Annotated in this window: 9 protein-coding genes; 6 read left to right on the top strand and 3 right to left on the bottom strand. The window is 70.5% G+C overall.

Annotation, left to right across the window (positions count from 1 at the left end):
- Positions 1-46 precede the first annotated feature (46 nt).
- Entirely contained in the window at positions 47-469 is a 423-nt protein-coding gene (locus ACFWV8_RS27335; RefSeq protein ID WP_329378370.1) for a DUF350 domain-containing protein, read from the bottom strand.
- Between the two features lie 358 nt (positions 470-827).
- On the opposite strand from ACFWV8_RS27335, the gene ACFWV8_RS27330 reads away from it, so the two are divergent.
- Together ACFWV8_RS27330 and ACFWV8_RS27325 are read left to right on the top strand one after the other, a co-directional pair.
- The gene (locus tag ACFWV8_RS27330; protein WP_384209202.1) at positions 828-2,951 is read left to right on the top strand and encodes a glycoside hydrolase family 3 N-terminal domain-containing protein; all 2,124 of its coding nucleotides are present in this window, start codon (positions 828-830) and stop codon (positions 2,949-2,951) included.
- A gap of 133 nt (positions 2,952-3,084) precedes the next feature.
- Entirely contained in the window at positions 3,085-3,438 is a 354-nt protein-coding gene (locus tag ACFWV8_RS27325; protein WP_384209065.1) for a GNAT family N-acetyltransferase, read from the top strand.
- Positions 3,439-3,887: 449 nt separating this feature from the next.
- Here the strand turns inward: ACFWV8_RS27325 and ACFWV8_RS27320 are convergent, their stop codons facing one another.
- Entirely contained in the window at positions 3,888-6,281 is a 2,394-nt protein-coding gene (locus tag ACFWV8_RS27320) for a GH92 family glycosyl hydrolase (RefSeq protein ID WP_384209061.1), read from the bottom strand.
- Positions 6,282-6,673: 392 nt separating this feature from the next.
- Between ACFWV8_RS27320 and ACFWV8_RS27315 the strand changes: the two genes are divergently transcribed.
- Entirely contained in the window at positions 6,674-7,204 is a 531-nt protein-coding gene (locus ACFWV8_RS27315; RefSeq protein ID WP_384209057.1) for a toxin-antitoxin system HicB family antitoxin, read from the top strand.
- A 73-nt stretch (positions 7,205-7,277) separates the two neighbouring features.
- Positions 7,278-8,168 (top strand): DUF4097 domain-containing protein, encoded by an 891-nt coding sequence (locus ACFWV8_RS27310; RefSeq protein WP_384209050.1) that lies wholly within the window; start codon positions 7,278-7,280, stop codon positions 8,166-8,168.
- A gap of 170 nt (positions 8,169-8,338) precedes the next feature.
- Here ACFWV8_RS27310 and gndA read toward each other — a convergent pair whose 3' ends face one another.
- A complete protein-coding gene (gndA, locus tag ACFWV8_RS27305) occupies positions 8,339-9,778 on the bottom strand; it encodes an NADP-dependent phosphogluconate dehydrogenase (protein WP_384209045.1) in 1,440 nt (479 codons plus the stop codon).
- 393 nt (positions 9,779-10,171) lie between these two features.
- On the opposite strand from gndA, the gene ACFWV8_RS27300 reads away from it, so the two are divergent.
- The gene (locus ACFWV8_RS27300; RefSeq protein WP_384209041.1) at positions 10,172-11,269 is read left to right on the top strand and encodes a DUF1996 domain-containing protein; all 1,098 of its coding nucleotides are present in this window, start codon (positions 10,172-10,174) and stop codon (positions 11,267-11,269) included.
- Between the two features lie 112 nt (positions 11,270-11,381).
- Complete coding sequence (locus ACFWV8_RS27295; protein WP_384209038.1) at positions 11,382-13,151, top strand: discoidin domain-containing protein; 1,770 nt, start codon at positions 11,382-11,384, stop codon at positions 13,149-13,151.
- Positions 13,152-13,220: the final 69 nt, after the last annotated feature.

The following is a 13,220-nucleotide window of genomic DNA, read 5'->3' as shown; positions in this document are numbered from 1 at the left end:
GACCGGGCTGTTCCGGCAGCCCGGCCGTACGCGTACGCCCCGCCGTTCAGGCGATCGACGCCGACACGATCGCCGACACCGCGATGTTGCACGACGCCGTGACCCACACCGCCGGGTGCGGCTCAGCCTCGACCAGCGTCGCGCCCAGCTTGCCCGGCGTGACCAGATCCACCACGAGGAACGCCACCGCCATCATCACCAGGCCGAGCACCCCGAACGCGGCCGTCGACGCCAGGCCCTTGCCGAAGTCGTCGTACGTCGTCCAGATGGACGTGAAGACGATGCCGCCGATCCCCAGGAGCGCCGAGCTGAGCAGGAGCGCGGCGTTGCGGTTGCGCTCCTCCCAGATCTGCTTGCCGAGCTTCCCCGGCGTCAGCAGGTCGACGAGGACGATGCCGAGGATCAGAAGGACCACACCGAGCGCGCCGTAGGCGCCGGCCCGGCCAAGTCCGTTGACTATGTCGTTCATTGGGAAGCTCGTCTCCGCTGCTGAAGATGATCGTGGCAAAGGCGTCGCAAAATGTATCGCACGGTGTCCGAGGCGCGAGCGGGAGCGGGAAACCGCAGCCGAACCGCGTCCCGACCGTGGCCGGAAGCTCGTGTTCCCCGCCCGGATTATCGATCAACATGCCTGATCTCCCGCTTTGTCCTGCTGTCCGCGTGGAGCTCGCTCACTACGATCGGTGCGACCGCCGTCGCGGCAGGCGCGCTGGCAGGTGCGTCCCCCGCCACCGGCGGCCCCGCGCCCGCCACCGAGAGGACACGTCGTGCAAGCCGCCACCCCGGCCGACCCGTACCACCGCCCCGTCGCCGAACTGCTCGCCAGGATGACCGAGGACGAGAAGCTCGGCCAGCTCCAGCAGCTCGCCTGGGCGGGAGCCACCGGCCCCGGCGGTACCCAGACCCGGCAGGCCGAAGAGGCCGCCCGTGCGGGCCTGTTGGGCTCCGTACTGAACATCCACGGCGCCAGGGAGAGCAACGCACTCCAGCGGATCGCGGTCGAGGAGTCCCGGCTCGGCATCCCGCTGATCTTCGGCCTCGACATCATCCACGGCTTCTGGACCACCTTCCCGATCCCCCTCGCGCAGGCAGCGAGCTTCGACCCGGCGGTGTCCGAACTCGACGCGTCGGTCTCTGCGGCCGAAGCCCGCTCCAACGGCGTGCACTGGACGTTCGCGCCGATGATGGACGTCACCAGCGAGCCTCGGTGGGGCCGGATCGCCGAGTCCGGCGGCGAAGACCCGTATCTCAACGCCGTGTTGGCGGCGGCCAAGGTACGCGGCTACCAGGGCGGCGACCTGAAGGCGAAGGACCGGATCGCCGCCTGCGCCAAGCACTACGTCGCGTACGGCGGGGCCGAGGGCGGCCGGGACTACAACACCGTCGACGTGTCCGAGGCGCGGCTGCGCAATCACTACCTGCCGCCGTTCAAGGTGGCCGTGGACGCCCAAGTGGCCACGGTCATGGCCGCGTTCAACACCATCAGCGGTGTCCCCGCGCACGGCAACGAGCACACCCTCACCCGAATTCTCAAGCAGGACTGGGGATTTGACGGCTTCGTCGTCAGCGACTGGTCGGGAGTGCAGGAGCTCATCCCGCACGGCTTCGCCGCCGACGGCGCGGACGCGGCCTCACTCGCCGTCAACGCCGGTGTCGACATGGAGATGGTCAGCACGCATGTCACCGACCACGGAAGGAAGTTGCTGAGCGAAGGGCGGATCGACGCGGCGCGGCTTGACGACGCGGTCACCCGCGTCCTGCGCGTCAAGTTCCGCCTCGGGCTCTTCGACGACCCGTACGTGCCGGAGGCGGCCGAGATCCCCGGCCCGACGGAGCGGGCCCGGTCGGCAGCCCGTACGGCCGCCGCGCGCTCCATGGTGCTGCTGAGGAACGAGGGAGCGCTGCCGCTCGCGAAAACGGTCGGATCGGTCGCCGTCGTCGGGCCGTTCGGTGACTCCGACGACCTCCAGGGCACCTGGGCGGGACCCGGTGCGGAGAAGTTCCGGTCCGTCACGGTGCTGGACGGCGTACGCGCCGCCGTACCGGACGCCGAGGTGACCCACGCCCTGGGCATCGACGCCGCCGGGCAGGACACCGGCACGCTCCCGGCCGCCGTCGCGGCGGCGCGGGCCGCCGATGTCACCGTCGTCGTCGTGGGGGAGAGCCCCGCCATCAGCGGCGAGGGGAACTCGCGCAGCGACATCGGACTGCCGGGCCGGCAGGAGGAGTTGATCGCCGCGGTCGCGGCGACGGGCAAGCCGTACGTCGTCGTCCTCGTCAACGGCCGCCCGCTCACCCTCGGCGACTGGGCCGACGACGCCCCGGCCGTCCTGGAGGCCTGGCACCCCGGTATGGAGGCCGGGAACGCGGTCGCCGACGTGCTGTTCGGGGACGTCGATCCCGGAGGCCGGCTCCCGGCGTCCTTCCCCCGTACGGTCGGCCAGATCCCCGTCAACTACAACCACGAACGGACCGGCCGCCCCTACGACCCGGCCGACCCGGACCAGCGCTACGTCTCCCGCTATCTGGACGTGGCCGACGGCCCGCGCTACCCGTTCGGGCACGGTCTGAGCTACACCACCTTCACGCTCACCGAGCCGTCCCTCAGCCGGAGCTCCATCACCGCAGGGTCCCTGAGAGAGGGCGGCAACGTAGAGGTCGCCGTCACCGTACGCAACACGGGGGAGCGCGAGGGGGACGAGGTCGTCCAGCTGTATCTGCGCGACCCGGTCGCGAGCATCGTGCAGCCCGTACGGCGACTGCGCGGATTCCGCCGCGTGACCCTCGCGGCCGGGGCGTCCACCACCGTGCGCTTCAGTCTCGGCGCGGACGACTTCGGCTTCTGGACCAACGATCCGGACGGGCGCTTCGTGGTCGAGGAGGGGACGGTCGACATCATCGTCGGCACCAGCTCGACGGCCACCGCCAAGGACACCCTGACGATCACCTGAGGCACCGGTCCGCCTGGGGTCCACTTGCTTCGGATGGAGGCCCGCCGGATGATTCCGGCGGGCCTCCGCCTCGTACGGAGAGCACGAGAGCACCCGGAGCGTTTTCGCCGACGACCAGGGAGACGGATCAGCCATGGCAGAGACCGACATCCGCGACAACCGGGCACAGGGCCGGCTGGAGGCGTACGAGGGCGACGAGCTCGTCGGCGTCGTCGGCTACTTCGTGCTGGCAGGCGCCCCCGCCGCGCTCGTGGCCGTCCACACCGTGGTGGAGCAGGGCCACGAGAGCAAGGGCATCGCCGGCACGCTGGTGAAGGAGTTCTACGAGATGGCCGGCCGCGAGGGCGTACCCGTCGTACCGCTGTGCCCGTACGCCGCCAGGTGGGCGCAGCGCCACCCTGACGAGGTGACCGTGGCGCCCGCGGCCGACGAGGACACGGTGCGCGCGGCCGAGGCCCGGTTGAAGGCGGACTCCGGGCGCTGGTGAGGCCGGCGGGGGTGATGCGGCGGGCCGGTCATGCGTGGACCCGGCGCGCGTGGGCACGCGCATCGCGAGACATTGGGAACGCACGAGTCCGTACTTTTGGAGGACTGGCATGACCCATCCGTATCCCGACCCCGTACCGCCATCGCCCAAACCCCCGCCGGGCCCGCCCGGCCCCGAACCGGGCCCCGCCCCCGGCCCCGTGCCGGGGCCATCGCCCGTTCCCGGACCCCCGCCGGGCCCCACCCCGGACCCGATCCCCAGCCCTCCGGGCCCCGACCCGGTCCCGGACCCGGAGCCCCAGCCGGGCCCGGTGGGCCAAGGCGCGTCCATGGGATCAGGCCACCCACCCGCCCGAACATGAGACGTACGCACCGGAGCCCTCGACCACGAAGGTCGAGGGCTCCGGCGTCGCCCGGTGAAGACCTACGAGAGCGTCTTACGCGGTGCGATCAGCGGGGCAGTGTGCCCGGCCTCGTCGCCCATGTCGTGTCCGGCTGGTCCGTGAGGGTGAAGGTGAGCGAACCGCCGCGGCGTACCAGCGCGGAGTCGACCCACGAAGCGTCGCGGACCCGGCCGTTCAGCCGGACCTCGTCCACGTACTGGTTCGCGTCCGAAGCCGCCGGAGCCGTGATGGTGATCGCGCGCCGCCCGTCCGCGCCCGCGACCACCGCGCGCGGGAACAGCGGAGCCGTGAGCAGCAGATCGCCCCGGCCGGGTGCCTGCGGGTAGACGCCGAGCGCCGCGAAGACGTACCAGGCGGACATCGTGCCGAGGTCGTCGTTGCCCGGGAGCCCCGAAGGACCGGTCCCGTACACCGTGTCGACGATCTCGCGGACGGTCTCCTGGGTCTTCCAGGGCTGCCCGAGCGCGTTGTAGAGCCAGGGCGCGTGGATGCCCGGCTCGTTCGTGGGGTCGTAGCGCAGGGCGTCGCCGCCGCGGATCGACCAGGAGCCGTCCGGCTTGTGGAAGAAGAGGTCCAGCCGGGCCGCCGCCGTGTCCCGGCCGCCCATCGCCTCGGCCAGGCCCTGTACGTCCTGCGGGACCATCCAGGTGTACGTGGCCGCGCTGCCCTGCGCGAAGCCGCGGTCGGACGCCGGGTTGAAGGGAGTGACCCAGTTGCCGTCCAGGTTCCTGGCCTGGATGTAGCCGGCTCCCTCCGTGGCCTGGGGGTTGAACACGTTCTTCCAGTAGCCGCCTCGCTCACTCAGCTCCCGGTACTCCCGGTCGCGGCCGAGCTCCCGCGCCCACTGGGCGAGCGCGGCGTCAGCGACGGAGTCCTCCAGGGTCTCGGCGGCGCCGCCCCAGCAGTGGCAGGCGTCCTGCGCCGCGTAGTGCGAGTCGAGGTACTGGGCGAGATTGGGCCGCTGTCCCTCGCACTGACCGGGGCAGCCCGCGTCGGAGAGCCCGTCCGGGTGCGGGACGGTGGCCTGCCGGTAGAGGGAGTCGAACGCGCCCTTGGCGTCGAAGTTCCGTACACCCATGGCGTAGAACGTCGCCAGCGTCGCGGCCGTCGGGTCGCCCGTCATCACATGCGTCGCGCCGCTGATGTGCACCCAGCGGTCCCACACACCGCCGTTCTGCTTCGAGAAGTTGAACAGCGACTGGGCGAAGTCACCTGCGACGCGCGGCTCCAGGAGGGCGAGCAACTGCACCTGCGCGCGGTACTGGTCCCAGCCGGAGAAGTTGCTGTACTGCGCCTTCTGACCGTGTGCCACGCGGTGTGTCTCGCGGTCCATCCCGGAGTAGCGGCCGTCCCGGTCGCTGATCAGGTTGGGCTGCTGGAGCGAGTGGTAGAGCGCGGTGTAGAACGCGGTGCGCTGCGCCTCGCTGCCGCCGCTGATCGCGACGTCGCGCAGCTGCCGGTCCCAGGCCGCCCGGCCCTTCGCCGCCACGTCGGCCACGCTCGACCGGGACGGTATCTCCCCGCGCAGGTTGGCCTCGGCGCCGGCGAGTGAGACGTACGAGATGCCGAGCCGCATCCTGACATCGTTGTCCCGTGCGGTGTCGAAGCTGACGTAACCGCCGGAACCCTGACCGGCGCGGTCGGCCCCGGTCTTGTAGCCCTCGCCGCCGTCGGCCGTGGTGGAGCCGGCGGACAGCTGGTCGTTCTTCCACGTGCCGACGCCGGAGAAGGCGCGGTCGAAGGAAGCGGTGAAGTAGAGGCGGTAGTAGCTGTTGCGGTTGTTCACACCGCCGTTGGCGCGCCGCCCGCAGAACGCCCCGGTCTCCACCCAGCCGGTGACCTTGCGCGCCTTCTCGTCGATCTCGACGTGCGCGTCCTCGCTGCCGTTCAGGGAGTTGGAGACCCGGAAGAGCAGATTGGCCGGCTTGTCGGCCGGGAAGCTGAAGTCCGCGACACCGGCTCGCTCGCTGACCGCGAGATCGGCAGCGGCGCCCGAGTTGAGCCCCACTCGGTAACGGCCGGGCTCCGCCTTCTCGTTGTCGTGCGAGAAGTCAGCGGCGTACTTCGCGTCCTTGGTGTCGGCGGACGGTGAGCTGTCGACGTCGCCCACGAACGGCATGATCGGCACGTCACCCGCGGCACCGGGGTGGCACCCGGCGCCATTGACGTGGGTGAGGCTGAGGCCGCGCATCCGGGTCGCGTTGTACGAGTAGCCGTTGGCCGCGCCGGTGTCGGTCTGGTCGCCCCTGGTGCTGGTCGGGGACCAGGCGATCATGCCGAACGGCAGGTTCGCGCCGGGGTAGGTGTTGCCGCCGTTCGCGGACCCGATCAGCGGGTCCACGTACTCCACGGGGTGCCGCACCTGGGCGGCGGAGGGCTCGGCGACGGCGGTGGTACCGGCGGCGAGCGAGGCCACCAGCCCGGCCAGAGCCGCGACCATGCCACCGCCGAACAGAGCCGATCGGCTCCTTCTTCTTCGCTTCTCCCGGAACGCTTCCATCCCGAATCACGACCTTTCGTGTATAGCCACATTGCCTGAAACCGGTGCGACCCTAGGGGCGTTCGGCGGTCCGGTTGCATCCGGTCGGAAGCACAGCCGGTGAACGTTGTGTGAAGCGGCTGCTGGCAATTGACCCGCACCACCGGCGTGTTGCCCCAGTGACCCGCGTGGCGCCACCGTGGTGTCACCGTGGATCTATCGCAAGCCACGTCACTGCCAGCGCGGCGCCATGACGCATGAATTCGAATGCGAAGTCGCAGGTCGAGGCCGCCTCGCCGGAGGGGAGGCCTATCTGGCTCGCAATAGCGCCATTAATGTGCCATGATGGCGTCATGGACCTCACGCCCTACGTCGACAACCTCCGGCAAGAGCTGGCCGTCGCCGCGGACGCCGGCGGCGAAGACGCCCGCGCCCTCGCCGAACGGCTCACCGCTCCCCTGGAATCCGCCGCCCGCCTCACCCTCCTCAACGCACTGTCCGCCGCCATGGGCGAGGTCACGCGGGAGCTCGCGCCGGGCTCGGTCGACGTACGACTCCGGGGACTCGACCCGGAGTTCGTGGTGACGGCGCCGCCCGCCCCCGAGCCGTTCCGGGAGGAGCGGGAGCCGGTCGCGCCTCCCGCCGCGCTCCCGCCGCCACCGCCGCCCGGGGACGGCGACGACGGCGCCGTGGCACGGATCAACTTCCGCCTCCCCGCCCACCTCAAGGCCCGCGCCGAGGCCGCGGCGACCGCGGAGGGCCTGTCGGTCAACGCCTGGCTGGTACGGGCGGTGTCGACCGCACTCGACGGCGGTGAGCGCACGAGCCCGGCGGGCCGCGGCAAGGACTCGGGCGGCCGGGGCTTCACCGGCTGGGTCCGCTGACGCGGCGAGCCAGAGCCTCAACACCCGCCTCAGCAGCGGGATCAACCACCCAAGCCACGAGGACGGTACAGCCATGCCTTCTTTCGAGACCCCCCAACCGATCTCCGTCACCCTGGAGTTGGACTCCGGCACCGCCCGCGTCATCGCGGGCAGGCGCACCGAGACCGTCGTCGAGGTGCTGCCGAGCAACGGATCCGACGACAACGACGTACGTGCCGTGCAGCAGACACAGGTCACCTTCTCCGGCGGCCGTCTCACCGTCAAGACACCCAAGAAGCGGTCCCTGTTCGGCAAGCCGGGCACCATCGAGGTGAGCATCGAGCTGCCCGCCGGATCGGATGTCCGGGCCACCACCTCCCTCGGCGGGTTCTTCTGCGAGGGCCGCCTCGGGGACGTCACGCTCAAGACCTCGCTCGGGGACCTCCAGGTGGACGAGGTGGCCGGCGGCGACCTCAAGACCGACCACGGCGACATCCGTCTGGCCCGCTCGACCGGAGACATCGAGGTCATCGGCGCGGGCCGGGTCGAGATCGGCACCGTCGCGGGCACCGCGACGGTGAAGAACGGTAACGGCGCTACCGAGATCGGCGAGATCACCGGCGGCCTCAAGGCCAACGCGGCCAACGGCGACATCTCCGTCGGCGTCGCCCACAGCGGCGTCGGCGCCAAGTCCGCCAACGGCCGGATCGAGATCGGCGTCGCCCACGCCGGAGCCGAGGTGATGTCCTCCAACGGCCGGATCCGTGTCGCCGACGCCCGCCGGGGCCGGTTCGACCTCCGAACCTCCGTCGGCGACCTCGAAGTCGGCATCCACGAAGGCACCGCCGCCTGGCTCGACGTGAACACCAAGTACGGCACGGTACGCAACTCGCTCGGCTCCTCCAGCGGCCCCGCCGACTCCGACGAGACCGTCGAGGTGCACGCCAGGACCGGGGTCGGCGACATCACGATCCGCCGCGCCTGAGCCACGTCCCCCCCCGGTGTACCCCCAACCCACCACCCTCGAACGGAAGGCCCGCCGGTGCCTTCGTACGGAAGCGGGAACGACCGGACGCCGACGGGGCAACCGCCCGCCGGCGTCCGGTCGTTCGTCAGGCCCCGCTCAGCCGGGACCTGACGGACAGGCTCGCCCCGTCAGCCGGAGACCTCGGTGCGGTCCCCGCCCCACAGGGTGTGGAACGACCCCTCGCGGTCGGTACGCCGGTAGGTGTGCGCACCGAAGAAGTCCCGCTGCCCCTGCGTGAGCGCGGCCGGCAGCCGCTCCGCGCGCAGCGCGTCGTAGTACGAGAGCGCCGCGGCGAAGCCCGGGGTCGGCACACCCTGCCGCACCGCCGTCGCGAGCACCTCGCGCCAGTCGTCCTGCGCCGCGCCGATCTCCTCGGCGAACTGCTTGTCCGCCAGCAGGCTCGGCAGATCGCGCTGCGCGTCGTACGCGCCCCGGATCCGGTCCAGGAACGCCGCCCGGATGATGCAGCCCGCACGCCAGATCGCGGCGACCGAGCCGAGGTCGATGTTCCAGCCGTACTCCTCGCTGCCCGCCTGGATCTGGTGGAAGCCCTGGGTGTACGACACGATCTTCGAGGCGTACAGCGCCTGCTCCACCTGGTCGGCGAAGCGCGCAGCCTCGGCCTCGCTCAGCGCGGTCGCCTTCGGGCCCGGCAGCGTCTGCGAGACGTCCCGCAGCCCGGCGTGCCCCGACAGCGAGCGGGCGAAGACCGCCTCGGCGATGCCGGAGACCGGCACACCGAGGTCGAGGGCGATCTGCACCGTCCAGCGCCCGGTGCCCTTCTGCTCGGCCTGGTCGACCACGACGTCGACGAAGGGCTTCCCCGTCTCGGCGTCCTGGTGGGCAAGCACCTCGGCGGTGATCTCGATCAGATACGAGTCGAGCCGCCCGGTGTTCCAGGTCCGGAACGTCTCCGCGATCTTCTCGGGGGAGTAGCCGGCGACCGCGCGCAGCAGGTGGTACGCCTCGGCGATCAGCTGCATGTCGGCGTACTCGATGCCGTTGTGCACCATCTTCACGAAGTGACCGGCGCCGTCGGGGCCGATGTGCGCGACCGTCGGGGCGCCGTCCGGAGCCTTCGCGGCGACGCGCTCCAGCAGCGGGCCGAGGGACGCGTAACTCTCCGTGGAGCCGCCCGGCATGATGCTCGGTCCGTGCAGCGCGCCCTCCTCGCCGCCGGAGATGCCCACGCCCACGAAGTGGATACCGCGCTCGCGCAGTTCCTTCTCGCGGCGCCGGGTGTCCGCGAAGTGCGCGTTGCCGCCGTCGATGATGACGTCGCCCTCTTCGAGCAGGGGCGCGAACTCCTGGATCACGGCATCGGTCGGGTCGCCGGCCTTCACCATGATGACGAGACGGCGCGGGCGCTCCAGCGCCGCGACGAACTCCTCGGCCGAGTCGGCGGGTACGAAGACGCCCTCGTCGCCGAACTCGTCGACCAGGGCGTGGGTCTTCGACGCTGTGCGGTTGTGCAGGGCGACGGTGAAGCCGTTGCGGGCGAAGTTCCGGGCGAGATTGCGGCCCATCACCGCGAGCCCGGTGACGCCGATCTGGGCAGTACCACTCATGCGTGTGTGCTCCTGGGTCTCCGTCGGATGTGCCTCGTCCGGCGGTAGAGGTGTACGTACCGGCGGACGAGGCTGTTCATCGATGTTCAAGCCGCCCCGCATTCTTCCGCATTCCGGGTCGGGCGCGTCGATTCCGTTCACCTCTTGGGCGGAAGTGGGGTCCGTACGGGTCATCGTTCACCAACTCTTGACACTCTCTCAGCGGCGGCGTAACACTGGCCTGGCTTTGGAGAGCGCTCTCCCGCAGTGATTCCGGCGATCGAGATGTGATCGCGGTGATCTTGACGGTCCTTCGGATCCGGGAGCCGCTCCCCGCGGTGCACCGTCCAGTACCACTCTCTCCCCCCACCGCATACGACGCGTATGCGGACGAAGAGCGGCATGGAGGTCCGCATGGCCGAAAGATTCCGCAGAACCACCCTGGTGTCCGCGTTGCTCGTCTTCACCGCCCTGGCCCTGGTGGCCATGGGTCTGACCGCGATCACGGACACCGCCACCGCCGACCCCGGGAACGGCCGCGGCACCACGGCCGCGTCCCACGCGGGACACAAGATGCCCCCGGCCGTCCCCGTACCCTCGGGCGACGACCCCGACGGCGACGGCTACATACCGGCGAACCCGCCGGTCACCGGCGTCGTACCGTCGGACGAACTGCCGCCGCACCGCTACTTCCACGAGTTCCAGGCCAACTGCGAGGTCACCCACACCAGGCCGGACGACCCGATCGTCTATCCGGGGCAGCCGGGTGCCTCGCACGACCACACCTTCATGGGCAACAGGACCACCGACGCCAACAGCACCACGGCCTCGCTGGACGCCGGCACCACCGGGTGCAAGGCGCCGGGCGACCGGTCCGCGTACTGGATGCCGACCCTGCTCAACGGGGACACGCCGGTACGGCCCATTGGCCCGCAGGTCATCTACTACAAGGCGGGAGTCACCGACTACCGCACCGTCCGGCCGTTCCCGAAGGGCCTGCGGTTCGTGGTCGGCAGCCCGACGCAGACGGCCGACGAGTTCCGCGACCACCCGGGCTGGGTGGAGGGCTGGGAGTGCGGAAACTCGTTCAACAACACCGAGATCCCGCTCAGTTGCCCGGACACCCGTGATGTCCAGCTCAACCTCCGCTTCCAGGCGCCCAGTTGCTGGGACGGAAGGTATCTGGACACCCCGGACCACAAGAGCCATATGGCCTATCCGCTGGTCCAGGGCGCCAACCAGGACGTCTGCCCGACGTCGCACCCGGTGGCGCTGCCGATGGTCGAGTTCAAGATGGCCTGGCCGGTGAACGGGGACATGTCCAAGGTGAGACTCGCCAGTGGAACGGGACATTCCTTCCACTACGACTTCTTCAACGCCTGGGACAACGCCACGCTGGCCGCCATGGTCAACCACTGTGTCGTGGGCGGCCTCCAGTGCGACGCGCGCGGCTACGACCAGAACAATCCCGGGGCCGGTGCGGCCCTGAACGAGGACTACGAACTGCCGTGACCGAAGGCGCTCTTCCGCCGGGGTGGAGAACGCCCCGGTGGGAGAGCGCTCTCCCACTCCGCGTTGCGCGCCTCCCATATCCCTCCGCCCGCACTCTCCCCACAGGTGACTCATGAGCGATTCACGACTCTTTCCGAGATCCGCGCCAGGCCGCCTCCGTACGCTGGCGTCGGTCGCCGCCACCACCCTTCTCGCGGCCATCGCCGTGACCGTCCCGGCCGCCGCTCCCGCGCAGGCGGCGGGCAGCGTCGTCAAGGTCACCGGGTCCCAGGGTGCCTGGCAGCTGACCGTCGACGGAGCGCCGTACCAGGTCAAGGGCCTGACCTGGGGCCCGGCCGTAGCCGACGTCGGCACCTACATGCCCGATGTGGCCTCCATGGGCGTCAACACCGTCCGGACCTGGGGCACCGACGGCACCACCAAGCCGCTCCTCGACTCCGCCGCCGCCAACGGCATCAAGGTCATCGCCGGCTTCTGGCTCCAGCCCGGCGGCGGCCCCGGCAGCGGCGGCTGCGTCAACTACCTCACCGACACCCAGTACAAGAACGACATGCTCGCCGAGTTCCCGAAGTGGGTGGAGACCTACAAGGACCACGCGGGTGTGCTGATGTGGAACGTCGGGAACGAGTCCGTACTCGGCCTCCAGAACTGCTACAGCGGCGACGCGCTGGAGCAGCAGCGCAACGCGTACACGACCTTCGTCAACGACATCGCCAAGAAGATCCACTCGGTCGACCCGAACCACCCCGTGACCTCGACCGACGCCTGGACCGGAGCCTGGCCCTACTACCAGCGCAACTCGCCCGACCTCGATCTGTACGCGGTCAACTCCTACGCCGACGTCTGCAACATCGAGGAGACCTGGAACGCCGGCGGCTACACCAAGCCCTACATCGTCACCGAGGGCGGTCCCGCCGGTGAGTGGGAGGTGGACGACGACGTGAACGGTGTGGCGTCGGAGCCCGCCGACACGGCGAAGGCCCAGGGCTACAAGGACGCGTGGAACTGTGTCGTCGGCCACGAGGGGGTCGCGCTCGGAGCGACGCTCTTCCACTACGGCACCGAGTACGACTTCGGCGGTGTCTGGTTCAATCTGCTGCCCGCGGGCCAGAAACGCCTCTCCTACTACGCGGTGAAGGAGGCGTACGGCAGGAGCACCGCCGGTGACAACAAGCCACCGGTGATCTCCAACATGGCCGTCGACGGCGCGACTTCCGTACCGGCCGGACGTCCCTTCAAGGTCACGTCGGACATCACGGACCCGGACGGTGACGCGCTGAGCTACGAGGTGCTGGTCAACAGCAAGTACATCGACAACAGCGGCCAGTTGACCCCGGCGCGGTTCACCGCCGAGGGCAACGGGGACTTCACCGTGACCGCGCCGGACCGGCTCGGGGTGTGGAAGGTCTACATCAAGGCGTCCGACGGCAAGGGCAACGTGGGGATCGAGACCAAGTCCTTCAAGGTCGTGCCGCCGCCCGTCGACGGCACCAACGTGGCCAGGGGGAAGCCGGCCACGGCGTCGTCCTTCCAGCCCGGCAGCGTCGGCTGCCCGTGCCCGGCGGCCAACGCCGTCGACGGCGACTTCGGCAGCCGGTGGGCCAGTGACTGGTCCGACCCGCAGTGGATCCAGGTCGACCTGGGCGCGCGGACCGACTTCAAGCACATCCAGCTCGCCTGGGAGGCCGCGTACGCCAAGAGCTACACCGTCCAGACGTCCGACAACGGGCAGGACTGGAGCACCCTGCGGACCGTGACGGGGGGTGACGGGGGCATCGACGACATCGCGGTCACCGGCGCGGCCCGGTACGTACGGGTGAACGGGACCGAGCGCGGCACCGCGTGGGGCTACTCGCTCTACGAGTTCGGGGTCTATCGCTGACCGCGCCGCGCCGCGCTCTCCCCGCCGGCGGCGCGGTGGTCCCGCGGCGGGTCACGGAGTCCGTCTCCC

It is taken from the genome of Streptomyces sp. NPDC058665 (genome assembly GCF_042714995.1).
Lineage (GTDB): Bacteria > Actinomycetota > Actinomycetes > Streptomycetales > Streptomycetaceae > Streptomyces.
This window is presented reverse-complemented; position numbering and strand designations above follow the sequence as displayed.

Bases quoted from the DNA above. Each gene is read 5' to 3' on its own strand.
- ACFWV8_RS27315 (WP_384209057.1), top strand. From the start codon at position 6,674: ATGGACCTCACGCCCTACGTCGACAACCTCCGGCAAGAGCTGGCCGTC.
- ACFWV8_RS27335 (WP_329378370.1), bottom strand. From the start codon at position 469: ATGAACGACATAGTCAACGGACTTGGCCGGGCCGGCGCCTACGGCGCG.
- gndA (WP_384209045.1), bottom strand. From the start codon at position 9,778: ATGAGTGGTACTGCCCAGATCGGCGTCACCGGGCTCGCGGTGATGGGC.
- ACFWV8_RS27330 (WP_384209202.1), top strand. From the start codon at position 828: ATGACCGAGGACGAGAAGCTCGGCCAGCTCCAGCAGCTCGCCTGGGCG.
- ACFWV8_RS27295 (WP_384209038.1), top strand. From the start codon at position 11,382: ATGAGCGATTCACGACTCTTTCCGAGATCCGCGCCAGGCCGCCTCCGT.
- ACFWV8_RS27325 (WP_384209065.1), top strand. From the start codon at position 3,085: ATGGCAGAGACCGACATCCGCGACAACCGGGCACAGGGCCGGCTGGAG.
- ACFWV8_RS27320 (WP_384209061.1), bottom strand. From the start codon at position 6,281: ATGGTCGCGGCTCTGGCCGGGCTGGTGGCCTCGCTCGCCGCCGGTACC.
- ACFWV8_RS27300 (WP_384209041.1), top strand. From the start codon at position 10,172: ATGGCCGAAAGATTCCGCAGAACCACCCTGGTGTCCGCGTTGCTCGTC.
- ACFWV8_RS27310 (WP_384209050.1), top strand. From the start codon at position 7,278: ATGCCTTCTTTCGAGACCCCCCAACCGATCTCCGTCACCCTGGAGTTG.